Source organism: Pararhizobium sp. O133, from assembly GCF_051669845.1.
Classification (GTDB): domain Bacteria; phylum Pseudomonadota; class Alphaproteobacteria; order Rhizobiales; family Rhizobiaceae; genus Pararhizobium.
The window spans coordinates 1957122-1976716 of sequence record NZ_CP196426.1 but is presented as its reverse complement, the minus strand read 5'-3'; the positions used below and the strand labels follow the sequence as shown (position 1 = coordinate 1976716).

The 19595-nt window shown below is 60.8% G+C and carries 19 protein-coding genes; 11 read left to right on the top strand and 8 right to left on the bottom strand.

Annotation, left to right across the window (positions count from 1 at the left end):
* Nucleotides 1–105 precede the first annotated feature (105 nt).
* The 4 genes from pgeF to ACST81_RS09495 all read left to right on the top strand — a co-directional run bounded on the left by pgeF (nucleotide 106) and on the right by ACST81_RS09495 (nucleotide 4185).
* Nucleotides 106–900, top strand: a complete 795-nt coding sequence (gene pgeF, locus ACST81_RS09510; protein WP_438752722.1) for a peptidoglycan editing factor PgeF — start codon at nucleotides 106–108, stop codon at nucleotides 898–900.
* 1 nt (nucleotide 901) lies between these two features.
* Nucleotides 902–2053: a M24 family metallopeptidase gene (locus ACST81_RS09505; protein WP_438752720.1), complete on the top strand. Its 1152-nt coding sequence runs from the start codon at nucleotides 902–904 to the stop codon at nucleotides 2051–2053.
* A gap of 85 nt (nucleotides 2054–2138) precedes the next feature.
* On the top strand, nucleotides 2139–3032 hold the full coding sequence (locus ACST81_RS09500) for a hypothetical protein (protein WP_438752718.1): 894 nt from the start codon (nucleotides 2139–2141) through the stop codon (nucleotides 3030–3032).
* Nucleotides 3033–3252: 220 nt separating this feature from the next.
* Nucleotides 3253–4185 (top strand): ribose-phosphate pyrophosphokinase, encoded by a 933-nt coding sequence (locus ACST81_RS09495; RefSeq protein ID WP_438752717.1) that lies wholly within the window; start codon nucleotides 3253–3255, stop codon nucleotides 4183–4185.
* An 11-nt stretch (nucleotides 4186–4196) separates the two neighbouring features.
* Here the strand turns inward: ACST81_RS09495 and ACST81_RS09490 are convergent, their stop codons facing one another.
* The 4 genes from ACST81_RS09490 to ACST81_RS09475 form a co-directional block, all read right to left on the bottom strand.
* Nucleotides 4197–4787 carry a GNAT family N-acetyltransferase gene (locus tag ACST81_RS09490; protein ID WP_438752716.1) on the bottom strand — a complete coding sequence of 197 codons (591 nt, stop codon included), beginning with the start codon at nucleotides 4785–4787 and terminating at the stop codon, nucleotides 4197–4199.
* A gap of 110 nt (nucleotides 4788–4897) precedes the next feature.
* The gene (locus tag ACST81_RS09485) at nucleotides 4898–5284 is read right to left on the bottom strand and encodes a DUF779 domain-containing protein (RefSeq protein ID WP_438752714.1); all 387 of its coding nucleotides are present in this window, start codon (nucleotides 5282–5284) and stop codon (nucleotides 4898–4900) included.
* Between the two features lie 159 nt (nucleotides 5285–5443).
* Nucleotides 5444–6952, bottom strand: coding sequence for an aldehyde dehydrogenase (gene adh, locus ACST81_RS09480; protein ID WP_438752712.1), 1509 nt, complete (start codon nucleotides 6950–6952; stop codon nucleotides 5444–5446).
* A 165-nt stretch (nucleotides 6953–7117) separates the two neighbouring features.
* On the bottom strand, nucleotides 7118–8062 hold the full coding sequence (locus ACST81_RS09475; RefSeq protein ID WP_438752710.1) for a helix-turn-helix domain-containing protein: 945 nt from the start codon (nucleotides 8060–8062) through the stop codon (nucleotides 7118–7120).
* Between the two features lie 201 nt (nucleotides 8063–8263).
* Between ACST81_RS09475 and ACST81_RS09470 the strand changes: the two genes are divergently transcribed.
* A complete protein-coding gene (locus ACST81_RS09470; protein ID WP_438752708.1) occupies nucleotides 8264–9451 on the top strand; it encodes a benzoate/H(+) symporter BenE family transporter in 1188 nt (395 codons plus the stop codon).
* 7 nt (nucleotides 9452–9458) lie between these two features.
* Here the strand turns inward: ACST81_RS09470 and ACST81_RS09465 are convergent, their stop codons facing one another.
* Nucleotides 9459–11543, bottom strand: coding sequence for a putative bifunctional diguanylate cyclase/phosphodiesterase (locus tag ACST81_RS09465; protein WP_438752707.1), 2085 nt, complete (start codon nucleotides 11541–11543; stop codon nucleotides 9459–9461).
* Nucleotides 11544–11865: 322 nt separating this feature from the next.
* Between ACST81_RS09465 and ACST81_RS09460 the strand changes: the two genes are divergently transcribed.
* The 5 genes from ACST81_RS09460 to ACST81_RS09440 all read left to right on the top strand — a co-directional run bounded on the left by ACST81_RS09460 (nucleotide 11866) and on the right by ACST81_RS09440 (nucleotide 17136).
* On the top strand, nucleotides 11866–12468 hold the full coding sequence (locus tag ACST81_RS09460) for a 50S ribosomal protein L25/general stress protein Ctc (RefSeq protein WP_438752706.1): 603 nt from the start codon (nucleotides 11866–11868) through the stop codon (nucleotides 12466–12468).
* A 234-nt stretch (nucleotides 12469–12702) separates the two neighbouring features.
* Entirely contained in the window at nucleotides 12703–15084 is a 2382-nt protein-coding gene (locus ACST81_RS09455) for an EAL domain-containing protein (protein WP_438752704.1), read from the top strand.
* Nucleotides 15085–15103: 19 nt separating this feature from the next.
* Entirely contained in the window at nucleotides 15104–15820 is a 717-nt protein-coding gene (locus ACST81_RS09450; RefSeq protein ID WP_438752702.1) for a substrate-binding periplasmic protein, read from the top strand.
* A 136-nt stretch (nucleotides 15821–15956) separates the two neighbouring features.
* Nucleotides 15957–16670: an aminoacyl-tRNA hydrolase gene (gene pth / locus ACST81_RS09445; protein ID WP_438752700.1), complete on the top strand. Its 714-nt coding sequence runs from the start codon at nucleotides 15957–15959 to the stop codon at nucleotides 16668–16670.
* A 4-nt stretch (nucleotides 16671–16674) separates the two neighbouring features.
* The gene (locus tag ACST81_RS09440; RefSeq protein WP_438752698.1) at nucleotides 16675–17136 is read left to right on the top strand and encodes a GNAT family N-acetyltransferase; all 462 of its coding nucleotides are present in this window, start codon (nucleotides 16675–16677) and stop codon (nucleotides 17134–17136) included.
* On the opposite strand, the gene clpS is transcribed toward ACST81_RS09440, so the two are convergent.
* The 3 genes from clpS to ACST81_RS09425 form a co-directional block, all read right to left on the bottom strand.
* On the bottom strand, nucleotides 17131–17457 hold the full coding sequence (gene clpS, locus ACST81_RS09435) for an ATP-dependent Clp protease adapter ClpS (protein ID WP_438752696.1): 327 nt from the start codon (nucleotides 17455–17457) through the stop codon (nucleotides 17131–17133). The two genes, ACST81_RS09440 and clpS, sit on opposite strands and share 6 nt — an antisense overlap.
* 85 nt (nucleotides 17458–17542) lie before the next feature.
* On the bottom strand, nucleotides 17543–17944 hold the full coding sequence (locus ACST81_RS09430) for a type II toxin-antitoxin system VapC family toxin (RefSeq protein ID WP_438752694.1): 402 nt from the start codon (nucleotides 17942–17944) through the stop codon (nucleotides 17543–17545).
* Nucleotides 17941–18198 carry an AbrB/MazE/SpoVT family DNA-binding domain-containing protein gene (locus tag ACST81_RS09425; RefSeq protein ID WP_438752692.1) on the bottom strand — a complete coding sequence of 86 codons (258 nt, stop codon included), beginning with the start codon at nucleotides 18196–18198 and terminating at the stop codon, nucleotides 17941–17943. The genes ACST81_RS09430 and ACST81_RS09425 overlap by 4 nt, the downstream gene beginning before the upstream one ends.
* A gap of 135 nt (nucleotides 18199–18333) precedes the next feature.
* Between ACST81_RS09425 and ychF the strand changes: the two genes are divergently transcribed.
* Entirely contained in the window at nucleotides 18334–19437 is a 1104-nt protein-coding gene (gene ychF / locus ACST81_RS09420; protein ID WP_438752690.1) for a redox-regulated ATPase YchF, read from the top strand.
* The last annotated feature ends 158 nt before the right edge of the window (nucleotides 19438–19595 follow it).

Here is a 19595-nt window from a genome sequence, read left to right as displayed (position 1 = left end):
GGCGGTCGCGAAGGCCAACATCCGGCCAAATCACTCGGGGCCGTAAAAAGCACACACGCCCGAAAACCCACCGCATCGCAGCATATCGAAAGGGCAAAACAACCGATGAAGGATGATGCCTTGCCCTCGCCTGTTCAGAGCCCGCTTCTCACGGAAAAAGCTGGAAGCCGCATCCGCCACGGCTATTTCACCCGCGAAGGCGGGGTTTCCGAAGGCCTCTATTGCGGCCTGAATGTCGGCTTCGGCTCACATGACGACCGCGCTCATGTCGAGGAAAACCGCGCCCGGGTCAGCGCCTGGTTCGGCGCAGAGATAGATAAGCTCGCCACCGTCCTCCAGGTCCACTCGCCCGATGCCATCGTTGTCGATGCAGACTATGACGGTGCCCGGCCGCAGGCCGATGCGCTGGTAACGGTGACGCCCGGTCTCGTTCTGGGCGTACTCTCGGCCGATTGCGGCCCGGTGCTGTTTGCCGATGCGGAAGCCCGCGTGATCGGCGCGGCCCATGCCGGCTGGAAGGGCGCGCTGACCGGCGTGCTCGAAAACACGATCGACGCCATGGTTTCGCTGGGTGCCACGCGCGAGCGCATCGTCGCCTGCCTCGGCCCGTCGATCAGCCGGCGAAACTACGAGGTCGGTGCAGAGTTCGTCGAGCGCTTTCTGGAGAAGGACCCGGCCTATGCCGGCTTCTTCACGCCGTCGCAGCGCGAGGGACACGCCATGTTCGACCTGCCGGGACTGACGACCAAACGGCTGACCGATGCCGGCGTGACGGCGGAAAATCTCGACATTTGCACGTACGCGGACGAGGGGCGCTTCTTCTCCTATCGTCGCACGACCCATCGCAGCGAGCCGGATTATGGCCGGCAGATTTCTGCAATTTCCATTCGGGAGGCATGACATGGCACTGCACTTCACGCAGGACGAATACGCGGCACGGCTCGAGCGCCTGACCGCCAGGATGAAGGAAGAGAAGCTGGGCGCCATGCTGCTTTTCGCCCAGGAAAGCATGTACTGGCTAACCGGCTATGACACGTTCGGCTACTGCTTCTTCCAGACCCTGGTCGTGAAGGCCGATGGTTCGATGGTGCTGCTCACCCGCTCGGCCGATCTCCGGCAGGCGAAGCACACGTCCAATATCGAGCGCGTCGAGGTCTGGGTCGACCGCGTCAACGCCGATCCGACCATGGACCTGAAAAACCTTTTGAGCGAACTCGATCTGCTCGGCGCCCGCATCGGCGTCGAATACGACACCCATGGCATGACCGGGCGCATCGCCCGCCTGCTCGACAACCAGTTGATGAGCTTCGGCGAGATCGTCGATGCATCGCTGCTTGTCGGTCGCCTGCGGTTGATCAAGAGCCCGGCGGAAATCGCCCATGTCGAGAAGGCGGCGAGCCTCGCCGACGACGCGCTGGATGCGGCACTGCCGCTCATCCATGCCGGCGGCAACGAAGCTGCCATCCTCGCAGCCATGCAGGGCGCGGTCTTTGCCGGCGGCGGCGACTATCCGGCCAATGAATTCATCATCGGCTCGGGTGCCGACGCGCTGCTCTGCCGCTACAAGGCCGGCCGCCGGACGCTGGAAGCCCAGGACCAACTGACGCTGGAATGGGCCGGTGTCAGCGCCCACTACCATGCGGCGATGATGCGTACGATCGTGATCGGCGAGCCGACCAACCGCCACCGCGAACTCTACAGCGCCTGCCGCGAAACCATCCAGGCGATCGAGATGGTCCTGCGACCCGGAAACACCTTCGGCACTGTCTTCGACATCCATTCCAAGATCATGGACGAGCGCGGCCTTGCCCGTCACCGGTTGAATGCCTGCGGCTACTCGCTCGGCGCACGCTTCTCGCCGTCCTGGATGGAGCAGCAGATGTTCCACGTTGGCAACCCGCAGGACATCCTGCCCGACATGTCGCTGTTCGTACATATGATCATCATGGATTCCGACAGCGGAACGGCGATGACGCTCGGCCAGACCTACCTGACCACCGATGGCGCGCCGAAAGCGCTGTCGCGGTATGGGTTGGACTTCATATCTGCTTAGGAAACTTGATCTATCGTGTTCCTGATCGACAGGAAGGTGGGGGCCTTCACACACTCTGTCACCGAGGAAACCGGACGGTAGAACAATGCACAAGCTGATCGCGCTTTTCGCGGGCCTGGGAATGGTTGCGGCTCTTTCGGGCTGCAACAGCATGGATGCGCTGACACCGCAGGTCGATGTCGGCGGCGGCACGTTCGTTTCTCCGCCGGTGAACCAGCAAGACCTCGACGCCATGTCGCAGCAAACGGCCTATACCACGCCGCAAGCGACGACGCCGGTGCAAAGTAGCGCGCTTGCCTCGTCCGCGCAGCAACAAGGTTTCAACGAAGGCCCGACCGGCACGGTCTACGCGCAAGGCGATAACGACTATACCGACCCCGCCGGATCGCTCGATGCGCAGGCCGGGCGCTTGCAACAGGGTGAAATCCCGGCGCAGGAACGGCAAGTGACCCGAACCATGCCGATCGTCGAGCCGGAAGACACCGCATCGCGCGACGATGCCCCCCCCGTCGCCCAGTCCACGGAACCGCAACGCATCGCTGAGCAGACGACGCAGGTCGAAAAGCCGGCGCAGCAACCGCAGAAGTCCGCGTCGATCGCGCCCGCAGCCGCGACGGGCACGATCCGTTTCCTGCCGATCATCGGCGCGCCGGTCGAGGCGGTGACGCCGCTGTCGAAACAGCTCGGTGCGGAGGCCCGCTCACACGGGTTGACGATCAAGAGTGGGTCGGATCCGTCGAGCCGGCATATCCTCAAGGGCTATTTCTCGGCCTTCAAGGACGGCAACAAGACGACGGTGGTCTATGTCTGGGACGTGCTCGACAACTCCGGCAACCGACTGCACCGGATCCAGGGACAGGATGCGGTCGAGGGTTCGGCCGCGGACCTCTGGTCGGCTGTCCCGCCGCAGACCATGCAGGGCATTGCCACCAAGACCATCAACGCCTATCTCGGCTGGCGCGACGGCAACGCCGGCTGACCGGATCAGGCTTCCCCATCGACCGGAACCTGCTCTCGCCGTCGCATCGGCGACACGCCGGTTAAAAACTTTTTAGGATAAACCACGCTGCAACGCGGCAATCCTCTTGCATTCAAAGTCAGGGGCGTTATGAAGCGCGCATGAGCTTGGGACGATCGAGACCCCGGCTTGGCTTACGGAATTGCGCGGCAACGACCGCGCCAGCACAGGCGGACCATCTATGAAGGTTTTCGCAGGCAACTCGAACAGGCTCCTGGCCGAAGCGATCTGCAATTATCTCAACCTGCCCCTGGGCAAAGCGACCGTCAGGCGGTTTGCAGACCAGGAAATCTTCGTGGAAATACAGGAAAATGTGCGCGGCGAGGATGTTTTCATCATCCAGTCCACCTCATTTCCGACCAATGACCACCTGATGGAACTGCTGATCATGATCGACGCCATACGTCGGTCGTCAGCCCGCCGCATCACCGCCGTCATCCCTTATTTCGGCTACGCCCGACAGGATCGCAAAGCCGGCCCGCGCACGCCGATTTCGGCCAAGCTGGTGGCCAACCTGATCACCGAGGCGGGTGCCGACCGTGTGCTGACGCTCGATCTTCATGCCGGCCAAATCCAGGGTTTCTTCGATATCCCGACCGACAACCTTTATGCCGTGCCGATCCTGTCGCGCGACGTCAAGGAAAACTACGACCTGAAGAACGTCATGGTCGTTTCGCCCGACGTCGGCGGCGTGGTGCGCGCCCGCGCGCTTGCCAAGCGTCTCGACTGTCAGTTGGCGATCGTCGACAAGCGCCGCGAACGGGCCGGTGAATCCGAGGTCATGAACGTCATCGGTGACGTGACCGGCAAGGACTGTCTGCTGATCGACGACATTGTCGATTCCGGCGGCACGCTCTGCAACGCAGCCGAAGCGCTCCTGAAGAATGGCGCAACCAGCGTCACCGCCTATATCACCCACGGCGTCCTGTCCGGTGGCGCGGTCGCCCGCGTCACATCGTCAAAGCTGAAGGAACTGGTGATCACCGACTCGATCCAGCCGACGACGGCCGTCCAGTCGGCGCACAATATCCGCGTCATCACGACCGCCAGCCTGATCGGCGAGGCAATCAACCGCACCAGCCAGGAAGAATCGGTCTCCAGCCTGTTCGACTGAGACGCCTCGCGTCAAACCAGGATCGGCAAGTTCGATGCCGCCGTACGCGAAACGTTGCCATTCAGGCGCGGGTCATCGAAGACTTCGACCTGCCGCCTGAAGGCCGTGAAGCCCGAGCGGGTGTAGAACGGCAGTGCCTGCGGGCTGTCCAGCGTGCAGGTGTGCAACCAGAACCGACCGATCGGCCGGCCCCAGGCGAGATCAATGGCACGGTTCATCAGCCAGCGCCCAGCCCCCGTTCCGATCAGCGCCGCCGAGACTCCGAAATAAGCCATCTCGCATTCGTCGGATTTGCGGAAATCGAGTTCGGCGATGCCTTCGGTCACCCCGTCGATTTCAAGAAGATGAAGCTCGACATCCGGTGAATGCACGTTGGCTGCCAGTTCCTCGTCATTCATCTCCAGCCGCGACGCCCAGAGCCATTCGGCGCCGACCTTGCGGTGAATCTCCCGGTACTCTTCCAGAGCGATCATCTCGTGGCGGCGCAACGTCCACGGCCCGGTGGCCTCACCGCGCGGTTGCGGTTTTTCAAGCATCTGAAGATGTGTGACGACAGCGACGAGCTTGTCCGAGGGGACGTCGTGATAGCCATTTTCGAGCATGCGGTTCTCTGTCGTTTCGTTCAGCCCTAGGATGCGCGCATCATGCATATGGCGAACGGCCCGTCCAGATGTGGCGAGCCGCGAGAGTGCATGTCAGCAAGTGGGAAAGATCAGCCGCGCTTGACGATCGGAATGGCACAGGCCTCGCCGCCATTGAACAATTTCGAGCGCGTCAGGAACCGCCGCTCGCGCCCGTTGTCGAGAGAGAACATGCCGCCCCGGCCCGGCACGACATCGATGATCAACTGTGTATGGCGCCAGACCTCGAACTGGCTGGCGCTGATATAGACCGGCACGCCGCCGATCTCGCCGAGCTTGATGTCGTTGTCACCGACAATGTAGTCGTCGGCCGGATACAGCATCGGCGACGAGCCGTCGCAGCACCCGCCGGACTGATGGAACAGCACATGCGGATGATCGCGTCGGATTTCCTGAAGAAAGGCGAGCGCTTCGTCCGTGGCGAGTACGCGCGGTTCGCCGTCGATCGTGTCGGTCATCGGTCAATCCTTTTGAAGTCGCAGTGGAAGAGCGGCTTGCTCGGACGGCTCCCTCCCCCTTGTGGGGAGGGTTGGGGAGGGGATTTTCTCTCTCAAAAAAGAACCCCTCCCCTCCGCTTCGCTCCGACCCTCCCCACAAGGGGGAGGGTTAACCGCGGATCAAAAGAAACCCAGAGCCTTGGGGCTGTAGCTGACCAGCATGTTCTTGGTCTGCTGGTAGTGATCGAGCATCATCTTGTGGGTCTCGCGGCCGATGCCGGACTGCTTGTACCCGCCGAACGCGGCATGGGCAGGATAGGCGTGGTAGCAATTGGTCCAGACGCGGCCGGCCTGGATGTTGCGGCCGAAATTGTAGCAGCGGTTGGCATCGCGGCTCCACACACCCGAACCAAGGCCGTAGAGCGTGTCGTTGGCGATCTCGAGCGCTTCCTCGTCGGTCTTGAAGGTCGTGACGGACACGACCGGCCCGAAGATTTCCTCCTGGAAGACGCGCATCTTGTTATGTCCCTTGAAAACGGTCGGCTTGACGTAGAAACCGCCGGCCAGTTCGCCTTCCAGATTGTTGCGCTCGCCGCCGATCAGGACCTCGGCACCTTCCTGGCGGCCGATATCCATATAGGACAGGATCTTTTCCAGTTGTTCGCTGGAGGCCTGCGCGCCGATCATCGTCGACAGGTCGAGCGGATTGCCCTGCTTGATCGCCGCAACGCGGGCAATCGCCTTTTCCATGAAGCGGTCGTAGATCTTCTCATGCACGAGCGCGCGGCTCGGGCATGTGCAGACTTCGCCCTGGTTAAGGGCGAACATCGCGAAACCTTCGAGCGCCTTGTCGAGATAATCGTCGTCCTCGCGCATGACGTCTTCGAAGAAGATGTTCGGTGATTTGCCGCCCAGTTCCAGCGTCACCGGAATAAGGTTCTGGCTGGCATATTGCATGATCAGCCGGCCGGTCGAGGTTTCGCCGGTGAAGGCCACCTTGTTGATGCGTGGGTTGGTGGCCAGCGGCTTGCCTGCTTCCAGGCCGAAACCGTTGACGATGTTGAGCACGCCCGGCGGCAGGAGATCGCCGACCAGTTCGATCCAGACGAGGATCGAGGCTGGCGTCTGCTCGGCCGGTTTCAGGATGACGCAATTTCCTGCGGCGAGCGCCGGGGCCAGCTTCCACGCGGCCATCAGGATCGGGAAGTTCCAGGGAATGATCTGGCCGACCACACCGAGCGGTTCGTGGAAGTGATAGGCGATCGTGTCATGATCGATCTCGCCGATCGAACCTTCCTGGGCGCGGACGCAGGAGGCGAAATAGCGAAAGTGATCGATGGCGAGCGGCATGTCGGCGGCCATGGTTTCACGCAACGGCTTGCCGTTGTCCCAGGTCTCGGCCTTGGCCAGAAGCTCGATATTGTCTTCCATGCGTTGGGCGATCTTCATCAGGATGTTGGCGCGCTCCGTCGTGGGCGTGCGGCCCCACTTGTCCTTGGCGGCATGGGCGGCGTCGAGCGCCAGCTCGATATCGGCACCCTCCGACCGCGCGACCTGGCACAGTACGCCACCGGTCACCGGGGTCGTATTGTCGAAATAACGCCCGCTCACCGGCTCGCGCCATTCACCCCCGATGAAGTTGCCGTACTTCTGCTTGAACGGGTTTTCGACGATCTTCTGGTGCAACATATGATTTCTCCTCCGAAAACAGACTCCAACAATCTGCTGGGAGGAAGGTGCGCCGGAACCGGGAAAGCCGGTAGTGGGGCTGTGTCGCCTGGGTGCGACAAGTGTTTCAGAAGTGAGACAGGCGGCCGGCAACAAACATGCTGCAGTGCCGCAACGGTGGGATGGTCAGTCGATCGAGAGCTTCTTCATCTTGCGATAGAGCGTTGCGCGGCTGATGCCGAGCGTATCGGCCGCCAGCGAGACATTGCCGCTGGCGCGCGACAGGACACGGCGCAGGGCTGCGCGCTCGGCATCCGCCAAGTCTTCGCCCTGCATTGTCGGTGCCTCGTCGAGGAGATCAGCCGCCGGCACGCCATTGGCAATCCGGCGATCATCGAGATTGAGACGCAGGCGCGCCGCGCGGGTGGCGCCGAGCACCAGATCGTCCCGGTCGATGGCCAGCAGCGCCGGGCTGCTCTTGCCATCCGGCACCAGCAGGATGCGGGCGCCGCTGAAAGCCCGGCGAAACAGATTGGCCTCGATCCGTGCAGCTGAATCGCGCACCGCCTGAGACAACAGCATCATCGCCATTTCGCCGGCGTCATCACGGCAGGTGGAAATGTCGATGGCCGCCGTGATGCGGCCAAGATGATCGCGGATCGGCGCGGTGGCGCAGCTTAAGCCCGTATTGCAACTGAGGAAATGCTGGTCGCGATAGATGACCACGGCGCGCTCGTCGGCGATCGCCGTACCGATGCCGTTGGTGCCGACGCTTGCCTCGCTCCAGACGGTGCCTGACCACAAGCCAAGACCGCGAAAATCCTTGTCGTCGCCCGACGCGCCGCGACGTTCCAGGGCAATGCCGTTGCCATCGGTGAGCAGAAGGCAGCACCCTGCCTTGCCGACTGTCAAAAACAGGCGGTCGAGTTCGCCCTGGGCTTCTTCGATCAGCTGACTGGATTTTTCACGGGCGGCATGAAATTCCTGCTCCGACAGCCTGAGCGGCGAACGCGCCTCTTCGGGTGAAATTCCATGGACGGTAAAACACCGGCGCCAGGATGCGGCCACCGGCGAACTGGCCGCGGCCGATCCATGATGCGCGACGGCGTGAACGTGATCCGAATGATTCATCGGCTCTCCTCCCTGAGGGCTGACGGTATCGACGACTATAAGCGTAATCGCGGCGAAAGGTCTACCGAGACGAAGGTCACAGACGCAGGACGCCTGCGGCCGGCGTTCAACGGCAGCATCCACGCCCCCGGTATTGCCAGAACCTGACGATATGATACGGCAGATTTCCGATATCGATCATTTGCAACATGGTTTGCCGCAATGTTACGTGACTTCTCGCTCCAGAGCCTCTTCATGGGCCTGCTCACCGCCTTTGTCGGTTTTGCCAGTTCCTTCGCGGTCGTGCTGCATGGCTTGCAGGGCGTCGGCGCGACCGAAGCGCAGGCTGCATCAGGCCTGATGGCGCTCTGCATCGCGCTGGGGCTTTGCGCCATCGTTCTCAGCGCCGTCACCCGCCTGCCGGTCGCGATCGCGTGGTCGACGCCGGGCGCGGCCTTGCTGGCGAGCTCGGGGGCGATCGAAGGTGGCCTTGCGGCTGCCGTCGCCGGTTTCCTGATCTGTGCGATCCTCGTTATCGTCGCTGGCCTATGGAAACCGCTGGGGCGCGCCGTGGCCGCCATTCCCGTCGCGCTCGCCAATGCCATGCTGGCCGGGGTGCTGATCGGGCTGTGTTTCGCCCCGGTCAAGGCGGTCGGCGAGATGCCGCTGCTTGGGCTGCCCATCGTGCTTGCCTGGGCGATCGTCGGCAGTTTCAAGCGCCTGCTGGCGGTTCCCGCCGCTCTTCTCGCCTTCGTGCTGGTGCTTGCCTTCGGCGTCGACATGCCGGCCGACAGCTGGAGCCGGCTCTCGGCAACGCTGGTGCCGCATGCCGAATGGATCACGCCGGTCTTCAACCTCGCGAGCCTCGTCAGCATCGGGCTGCCGCTGTTCATCGTGACCATGGCATCCCAGAACATTCCCGGCATCGCGGTGCTGAAGGTCAACGGCTACGAGCCGTCGCCCGGTCCGCTGTTTGCAACCACCGGCGTTTTCTCGTTGTTCAGCGCCCCGTTCGGCGGTCACGCCGTCAACCTGGCGGCGATTACCGCCGCAATGTGCGCCGGAGACGATTCGCATCGCGATCCCACGCGCCGCTACTGGTCTTCTCTGGTATCCGGCGTCTGCTACGTCGTCATTCTTGGCCCATTCGCGGCCACCGTCACCGCCTTTGTCGCCCTCGCCCCGCCCATCCTCATCCAGGCAGTGGCCGGCCTTGCGCTGATCGGCGCTTTCGCGGGATCCGCGATGGCCGCGTTCAAGGAACAGGATAGCCGCGAAGCCGCCGCGGTCACCTTCCTCGTCACCGCGTCCGGCGTCAGCTTCGCCGGGATCTCCGGGGCCTTCTGGGGGCTTCTGGCCGGCGGGCTGATGCTGGCGCTGGCCCGCTTCACCCGCTCACGGCAGCATTGAGCCGCGGTCAGGCGGCTTCCGGCCGTTCTTCGCCCGCCATGCCCTCGGCGGCGAGCAGCCTGTCCTGCGGAGCGCCGTTGACGACATGCTCGATCGCGGCGAGCGGCATGGGCTTGCCGAAGAGATAACCCTGCACCTGCAGGCATCCCTCGTTGCGCAGGAACTCCATATGCTCTTCGTTCTCGACACCTTCGGCGAGAACCGGGATATCGAGGCTCTGGGCGAGAATGATGGTCGAGCGGACGATAGCGGCCGACTGCCGGTTGCTGGTCACGCCGTCGATGAAGGCGCGGTCGATCTTGATCTTGTCGAACGGAAAATTCTGCAGCGTCGAAAGCGACGAATAGCCCGTGCCATAGTCGTCCATGGCGATGTTGACGCCGAGCTGCTTCAGCTGCCGGATGATATGCAGCGCGTGCTGCTGGTCGGCGATGATGCCTGATTCCGTGATCTCGAGTTCAAGACGTGAGGCGGAGAGCCCGGTCTGGGCGAGAATCTCGCGCACCCTGTTTGGGAAATTCGTATCGGCCAGCTGGGCCGGGGCAACATTGACCGCGATCTTGACCGGGTTGCGCCAGGACGCCGCCTGGCGGCAGGCAGTGTGCAAGACCCAGTCGCCGAGTTCGTGGATGAAGCCGTTCTTCTCGGCGATCGGAATGAATTCCATCGGTGGCACCATGCCGCGCAGCGGATGATGCCAGCGCAAAAGGACTTCAAAGCCGATGACATCCCGCGTCAACGAACTGTTCTGGTACTGGTAATAGAGCTCAAACTCGTTGCGGACGATGCCCTGGCGCATGTCCATGGCGAGAACACTGCGATCGCGCGCCGCATCGTCCATCGACGGCTCGTAGAAGCGAATCGAATTCGAACCGACCCCCTTGGCGCGGTACATGGCCAGATCCGCCTGGGCCAGAAGCTCCTCGGGCGTGCGCGCATCGATCGGATAGAGCGATATGCCGACGCTGGTGCCGACAAGCAGGGTCTTGCTTTCCCATTCGATCGGCTTTGCGATCTCGGCAATCAGCTTGCTGGCGAAAGCCTTGGCGTCAGCCTTCATGAAGAAATTGCTGGTCATGGCCATGAATTCATCACCGCCGATGCGGGCCACGAACTGCCCTTCGCCGAGCGCGGTCGATATGCGTTCCGCGATGGCGCGCAGCACTCCGTCGCCGGCCGCATGACCGTGAACGTCGTTGATCTCCTTGAAGCGATCGAGATCGAAAGACAGCACGGCCAGCCGCGCCGTATCGTCCTTGAGGTTGCGAATGATCTGGGTCAGGTGTTCACCGAAGGCAGCACGGTTGGGCAGGCCCGTCAACGGATCGTGCAGCGACAGATGCCGGAAGCGGTCAGCCGCCACCTGCGTGGCGTGAAGGTCGATGATGTAGGTGGAAGCCCCAAGGCCCAGCATCACGCACATCAGGGACAGGACCATGACCGTCATCAGGCTGTCGGAAATCAGTTCGGCGGAGATAAAGACGAATGGGTCCGGAACGATGGTGATCGCGGTCATCCCGGTGAAATGCATCGACACGATCGCGACGATCATGGCCAGCACACCGCCATACTTGCAGAAACGCGTGACCGGGCGGGCGATGCGGCTTGTCGCTACGGCGCCAAATACGATGCCAAAAAGGATCGAGGCGCCATAATAGGTGGGATCCCACTCGATCCGGCCGGTAATCTGATATGCCGACATTCCCATGTAGTGCATGAGCGCGATGCCGCCGCCCATGATCGCGCCACCAAGCTCGATCGTCGGACCAGCTTTTCTGATTGCGGTGACGAGGAAACCAAGTGTGGTCATGCCGATAGCAACGCCAAGCGACGTCATCGTCAGGATCGGCTCATAGGCATGCGGGATCGACGGGTTGAAGCTCAACATGGCGATGAAATGCGTCGTCCAGATGGTCGAGCCGCCGATGACGCCACCCATGAACAGCCAGTTCAATTTCTGCACGCCGACGGTGCGCCGGACGCGGGCATAGAGCCGCATCGTCAGGATGGAGCCGAGAATGCAGACGAGAGTTGCAATCACCAGAAGACCATAGTGATGTTCCGTCGCGATGCAGGAAAGAACCTTGAGCATGACACACCTGTTTCGATATGGACGCAATGTGCCATTCAAGCGCTAAAAGAGATTAACGCAGTCAGGTTTCCATGATTTGACGGTTATCAAGCGATAAACGATATCAGCCGTGGCGTGCAGCCATCCCTCGCCGGCCACTTGAGGATGGCTTTTCGATCAAATGCCGGCTTTGCTTGCATTCCGCCGGGTTCTCGGCTATGGACGCGCGTCCGCGCAGACACCCTTGGAGGCAAACGCGGATGAGGCCCTCAGAAGCCTCGGTTTATCCTGTCCGTCAAGATGGCCGGATAAGCTCTCCAAAAACACCAGAAAGGTTAAGACCATGAGCCACGCATCCTACGAGCTCAAGGCCGAAACGCGCGAACGGGTTGGTAAGGGGTCCTCCCGTGAACTTCGCCGCAACGGTCTTATTCCTGCTGTCATCTATGGCGACAAGCAGACACCGATTTCCATCGCCCTCTCCACGAAGGAAGTCACCCAGAAGATTCACGCCGGTGGTTTCATGACCACCATCGCCACGATCGACGTTGGCGGCGAGAAGATCCGCGTCCTGCCGAAGGACTACCAGCTGGATCCGGTCCGTGACTTCACCATGCATGTCGACTTCCTTCGCATTTCGAAGGACAGCGTCGTCACCGTTGAAGTTCCGGTTCACTTCGTCAACGAAGAAAAGTCCCCGGGCATCAAGATCGGCGGCGTTCTCAACATCGTTCGCCACGAAGTCGAGCTGGTTGTTCCGGCTGACGAAATTCCGGAATTCCTGACGGCCGACCTGTCGGGCCTGAAGATCGGCGACGGCATCCACATTTCGAACATCACGCTCCCGAAGAACGCGCATCCGGTCATCGCCGATCGCGACTTCACGATCGCGACCATCGCGCAGCCGGCTGGCGGCACGACGGAAGAAGAGCCTGCATCGGAATAATCCTGGCCTCATAGCCTCGATCAAGAGCCCGCTTCACACCCGTGAGGCGGGCTTTTTGCTGGCCTTCGACAACCCTGAATATCCGTCGCCATAATTGTGGCTACAATTTTTCATCCATCGGTTTCAGCAACATTTAAGATTTTCGTGGTGAGTTGTTGGCGGGGGACTATTTCGGCTTCAGTGTACGAGAATCCTAATGGGACGTAAGGCAAGCAAGACGACTGGGTGCGTTCGATGATGCACTCCGTCGAGAACCGTTTTATTGCGATCGTTTGCGGCACGATGCTGATTTTCGTGGCCCCGCTGATCGCCTTGTTTCTGACTCTGTCGACGGAGCGCGTTGCGCGCGAGCGGCTGCAGAATACCGAGGTCCTGATGGAGGCCGGCGCGCAAGCGCTCGGCAAGCCGCTGTGGGATTTCGATACGGACGGTATCGAGCAGATCGCCAATTCGCTGATCGCCGATGTCAATGTCATGTCCGTTCAGATCAGTGACAGTTCGCATTCCATTTCTGTTCAGGTGCCCACGATCACCATCGACCCCGCCCTGCCGCACACCACGCTGACGAAGGAAATCTTCTACAATTCGCAGGACGGCCGCAAAGCCGTCGGCACGCTTCAAGTCCGGGTTTCTTCACCCGGCCTGCTGTCGCGTTTCAGCAAGGACGAGCTTGCCGTCTTCGCAATCCTGATCGTCGCTATCGGTATCGTCTTTGCCGCCGCCATCATCGGCAACCGTGTCACGATCATCCATCCGCTGATGCGCCTGACGTCGGCAATCGAAGCGACGCGCCGGCTCGGCTCGCGTCACCATGTCGACTGGACATCCGAAGACGAAATGGGCAGTCTTGCCCACAATTTCAACGAGATGCAGACCCGGCTGGAACGGGAAGAGAAAGAGCTGAAGCTGGCGCACAGCCGCGCCACCGACATCTACAATCTTACGCCCTCCATGCTGTTCTCGCTCGACCCGGCCAACCGCATCACCGCGGTCAGCAATTACTGGCTGATAGCGACCGGCTATGATCGCAAGGCCGTCATCGGCCGTACCTTCACCGATTTCGTCGATGAGCATTGGCACGAGACCTATCGGGCACGCCGCACCAACGCCAATTCGAACCACACCAATATCTGTGAAGTGACCGTGCCCTTCATCAAGGCGAACGGCGAGACGATGACGGTGCTCATTCTCGAAATGAAGAGCGCCACCAGCGACGAGCGCGGCGGGCTTTCGCTCTCCGTGATGACCGACGTCACCGAGTTGAAGCAGGCCGAAAGCCGCAACCACGCCCAGGCGATCACCGATCATCTGACCGGCTTGTTGAACCGCCAGGGCTTCGAGGCTGCTCTCGACGATGCGATCCGCAGCGCCGACGAACAGGACATCCAACTCGCCTGCATCTTCATTGATCTCGACCGGTTCAAATGGATCAACGACAATTTCGGCCATGCAGCCGGCGACGAGGTCCTGCGCCAGGTCGTTGCCCGCATCCGCACGACGCTGCGCCCGGACGATACCATGTCACGCCTCGGCGGTGACGAATTCGCGCTTCTGGTCAATGCCGCCGAGGTCGAGGCCCTGGCCAGCGAGATCGGCGACCGCATCTGTGCCAGCCTGCGCGAACCGATCCTGATCGAGGGTGCGGAACTCTCGGTCAGCGCCAGCGTCGGCATCGCGCTCTACCCGGACCATGCCGCCAATGCCGCGGAACTGCTCTTGAAATCCGACATGGCCATGTATGCCCGCAAGCGCGACGGTAAGAACGGCATGCAGATCTTCGATACCAGCATGCTCGACACGGCACGCGAGCGCCACGAGATGGAACAGAACATCGAGGCAGGGCTGAAGGAAGACTGGTTTGAAGCCTATCTGCAGCCGATCGTCAGCCTGGGCGACGGCCGGATCGCCGGCTTCGAGGCATTGATGCGCCTGAACCACCCGGAAAAGGGCATCCTGCCGCCCGCCAAGATCATCGGCATTGCCGAGGAAACCGGAACGATCGCCCAGATCGGTGAGCGCGTGCTCGAAAAGGCGATCGGCCATCTGGCGCGCCTGACAAAACTCGAGGGCGCCGAGACGACTTACCTCGCCATCAATTTTTCACCGCTGCAGTTCGAGACCACCCTGCCCCACAAGCTCGCGGCGCTTTTGTTGAAGCATCATATCGCCCCTGCCCGCATCGTCATCGAAATCACCGAAGCGGTGTTGATGCTCGACAATCCCGATGTCCACGCGGTCCTCAAACAGTTGAGCGAGTTCGGCTGCCGGATCGCGCTCGACGATTTCGGCACCGGCTATTCGTCGCTGAGCTACCTCAATCGCTTCCCGGTCGATATCGTCAAGGTCGATCAGTCCTTCACCCGATCGCTGACGACCGGAACAGCCGACATCCGCCGCAAGAGCCGTATGCTGATCAAGGGCATCCGGACGATCTCGCACCAGATGGGCTGCACGGTCGTTGCCGAAGGCATCGAGACCAAGGAACAGTGGGAACTGTTGCGCAAGCTCGGCCTCGACTACGGCCAGGGCTACCTGTTCAGCAGGCCCATGCCGATCGAAAATATGCTATTGATGCTGGAGATGGAGTCCGAAGCGAAGGCGACCAGCATCGCATGATGAACAGGGGAGAACGAGCATGAGACATCTGGCTTTCGCACTCGTTCTCCTGTTTTCCGGCACCGTAAAGGCCGAGCCGCTGAAACTGCTGACGGAGGAATATCCACCCTATAATTTCAGCGAGAACGGCGTCATCAAGGGCATATCGGTCGAGCAGGCCGAACTGATGATGAAGAATATGGGCGCCGAGTATTCCCTCGAAATCCTTCCCTGGGCACGGGCGCTGTCGCTCGCCGAAAACCAGGCCTCGACCTGCCTCTTCACCACCGGCCACGACGACGAACGCGACAAGCGGTTCAAGTGGGTGGAGCCACTGCTGGTCGACCACATGGTGATGGTGCGTAAAGCCGGGTCCGGCATCAATCCGACATCGGTCGAGGACGCCAAGCGCTTTACCATCGGCACGCAGCGTGAGGATTTTTCCGCCAACTTTCTGAAAAAAAACAATTTCCCAAAGATCGATCTTGCCGTGGACATGGAGACAACCGAGAAGAAATTGCTGAGCGACCGCATCGACCTGATGATGACCTCGGAAAAGACCTTCGAAATGATGCGCGACCAGGGCAAGGCGGTGGAGTCCGCTCTCGTGCTTGAGGGTAAATTCTATGGCTTTGCCTGTAATCTCGGAATGTCCGATGATGTCGTGGCAAGGATGCAGGCCGCGCTGTATGCGCTGATTGCCGATGGCACGCAGGACAAGCTGTTCGTCAAATACGGGCTGCGGCCGGACCGGTAAGCCTGTCGCGCTCGCCTGACATGACGGCCAAACGGCACGACAAGGCCGGAAAATAGGCCTTTCATACGACAGATGGTTGACATCCGGCCACCAACGCGGTGCAAGACCAAGTCAAATCGACTGTTAGAGTATACCCATGCAGATTTTCGCAGGTCTCGGTAATCCCGGCAGCCAATATGCCGGCAACCGCCACAATATCGGTTTCATGGCTGTCGACGCGATCCAGCGTCGCCACGCTTTTTCGCCCTGGTCGAAGAAGTTCAAGGCATTGATCTCCGAAGGCGAGATCGCTGGCGAGCGCGTGCTGCTGATCAAGCCGCAGACCTATATGAACCTGTCGGGCGAAGCCGTTGGCGAAGCCATGCGCTTCTACAAGCTGGAGGCCAAGGATATCGTCGCGATCTACGACGAGTTGGACCTCATCCAGGGCAAGGCGCGGATCAAGACCGGTGGCGGCCATGGCGGCCACAACGGCATCAAGTCGCTCGACGCCCATTGCGGCCGGGAATATCGCCGCCTGCGCCTCGGCATCGGCCATCCCGGCTCCAAGGAACAGGTGCACAACCACGTTCTCGGCGATTTTTCCAAGAACGACCGCATCTGGCTGGAGCCTCTGCTGGACGCGCTCGCCGACAATGTCGACATGCTGGTGAAGGGCGAGGATTCGCAGCTCCTCAACAAGCTGACGCTCGCCACCGGCGGCAAGCCCGAACCGGAACCGGCGCCTGCGAAACCGGCCGGCAAATCCCATATACGCCAGGCCCGCAACAACGCCCAGCCAAAAATCCTGCCGACCACCGGCCCGATGGCCGACATGCTGAAAAAACTGTTCGGCAACAAGGGTGAATAGGCAGGTGGCTGACGACGGCTTCAGCATCCGCCCGGCGACGGGTGACGATCTTCCGGCTCTCCTTGCCCTATACCGACAGCTCAATCCGGATGATCCGGCTATGCCGGAGGATGCCGCTGCGGCAGGCTTCGCGGCAATTGCGGCGCAGCCCGGCATGACCGTGCTGCTCGGCTTGTCCGGACAAACCATCACCTCCACCGTGACGCTTGCCGTCATTCCCAACCTGACGCGTGGCGGCGCGTCCTATGCGCTGATCGAGAATGTCGTGACGGATCTGCGATACCGCAAGCGTGGTCATGCTGGCGCGTTGATCAGGGAGGCATTCGACCGCGCCTGGAGCGCCGGTTGCTACAAGGTCATGTTGCTCACGGGCAAGACGGATCAGGCGACGCTTGCCTTCTACGAGGGTTGCGGCTTCGTCCAGAACAAGACAGGCTTCCAGGTCCGTCGCCCCGCCGGATTATGAAGCAAGCCGCCTACTCCTCCGCTCTGTCGTGAACATCAGCGGAAAGCCCGCCTCCTTGCCCAGATCGGTCGCCTCCTTGGCCTTGCTTTCGGCGATATCCTTGGCGCAGACGAGGATGACGCAGACGCCGAGCTTGTGGGCTGTCATCATCATCCGGTAGCCGGTTTCCTCGCTCATCCGGAACACAGCCTTCAACACCATGATGACGAATTCGCGCGGCGTGTAATCGTCATTGACGAGAATGATCTTGTAGAGCTTCGGCCTTTCGAGCTTCGGCTTGGTGATGGTTTTCGGTTTGAGACTGGTGCCGTTTTCGGCCATCCGAATATCCACCCTTTTCGCAGGGAGTGGAGAATGCACACATTGTGCGTCGCGATCAGTACCAAGGCAAGACATGCAACGACCATCAATCGGCAGCGAGCAACAGGACGGCCTGATCGGTCTTTTTCAGGATTGCCGCCGCTCGTTTGTCGAATGTCGCGAAAACCTCGCCACCAAGCCTGCGTCCCTCGAACGCGATGATGCCGTCGGCAAAATCGCCGCCAGCTTTCATGAAAGAAAGACCATGTGCAACTGCACCGCGGTCAAGAACAACTGGTCCCACATACAACAGATATTCGACTGCTTGCTTGAGTTCGGCTGCCGTGAATTTGTAAACCCTTCTTAAAACCCATATCATTTCACAGAGTGTCTGGTTTGAGATCACAGCTTCAGACGATCGCAACAACTCCTCAGCTCTGGGACTTTCAACAGGGTGATCGCGTGTGAACATTCTGATCAGAACGTTCGTATCGACGATGACTTTCAATATTTGACCTCGCCCGCCCATCCCGCTTCGATCGCATCGTTTATCTCGTCGATTGAATGAGTTCTCTCGGCCTTATAAGCGAACATGCCAAACAGACTTTCGATCGGCAACTTACGCCCGACGGCATGGATATTTCCTTCACCTTTCGGCAATAGGACAATTTCAATGTCATCTCCAGGCTTAACACCGAAATGATCGAGCACTTCCCTTTTGAGGGTCACCTGACCCTTGGCTGTAATCTTCAATTTGACCATAACGCCATCTCCACCGTGCCAAGGTAAGGCAATTTTGCCTTACTTTCAATTGGCTCGATTATAACGAGGCCTTGACCCGGAAGAGCCCTTCCCCCATAGGCAGGGCACAGTCTTTCAAGATATGGACAAGGTGCCATGGGTTTCAAATGCGGTATCGTCGGACTGCCGAATGTCGGCAAGTCCACCCTCTTCAACGCGCTGACCAAGACGGCGCAGGCGCAGGCGGCCAACTATCCGTTCTGCACCATCGAGCCGAACACCGGCGAAGTCGCGGTTCCCGATCCGCGCATGCGCAAGCTCGCCGACATCGCCAAGTCGAAGGAACTGATCCCGACCCGCATTTCCTTCGTCGATATCGCCGGCCTGGTGCGCGGCGCGTCGAAGGGAGAAGGTCTCGGCAACAAGTTCCTGGCCAATATCCGCGAAGTCGATGCCGTCGTGCATGTCCTGCGCTGCTTCGAGGATGACGACATCACCCATGTCGAGGGCCGCATCAACCCGGTCGGCGATGCCGACACGATCGAGACGGAACTGATGCTCGCCGACCTCGAAAGCCTGGAGCGCCGCGTCGACCAGACTCGCAAGCGCGCCAGCAGCAAGGACAAGGATTCGCTGGCGCAACTGCCGATCATGGAAGCCGTGGTCAAGCTGCTGAACGAGGGCAAGCCTGCCCGCCTGCTCCTGAAGACGCTGGCGCCGGAAGAGATCGAGATTTTGAAGGGCCTGAACCTCCTCACCTCGCATCCGGTCCTATACGTCTGCAACGTCGCGGAAGCCGATGCCTCGACCGGCAACGAGCACACCGAAGCCGTCGCCGCCATGGCCAAGGAACAGGGCGCCGAATGCGTCGTCATCTCCGCCGCCATCGAAGCCGAAGTCGCACAGTTGCCGGAAGAAGAATCGGCGGAATTCCTGTCGGCCCTTGGCCTTGAGGAAGCCGGCCTCGATCGCCTGATCCGCGCCGGGTACCACCTGCTCGACCTCATCACCTATTTCACCGTCGGCCCCAAGGAAACGCGCGCCTGGACGATCGTGCGCGGCACCAAGGCGCCGCAAGCCGCCGGCGTCATCCACACCGATTTCGAGCGCGGCTTCATCCGCGCCTTCACCATCGGCTATGACGACTACATCGCCTACAAGGGCGAGACCGGCGCCAAGGAAGCCGGCAAGGGGCGCGACGAAGGCAAGGAATACGTGGTCAACGACGGCGACGTCATCCACTTCCGCTTCAACACCTGACGGAATGACGTGCCGTCCGTACGGAAGGCCTTCAAACCGTGAATAGGACAATGGCGCCGCCCGTTCATATTGGGCGGCGTTTTCGTATCCGCTTTCTTGCACGTGCCGCTTGCCCTCATGTCGATCGGCGATATGTTTGGCCGCAATATTCAATAAGG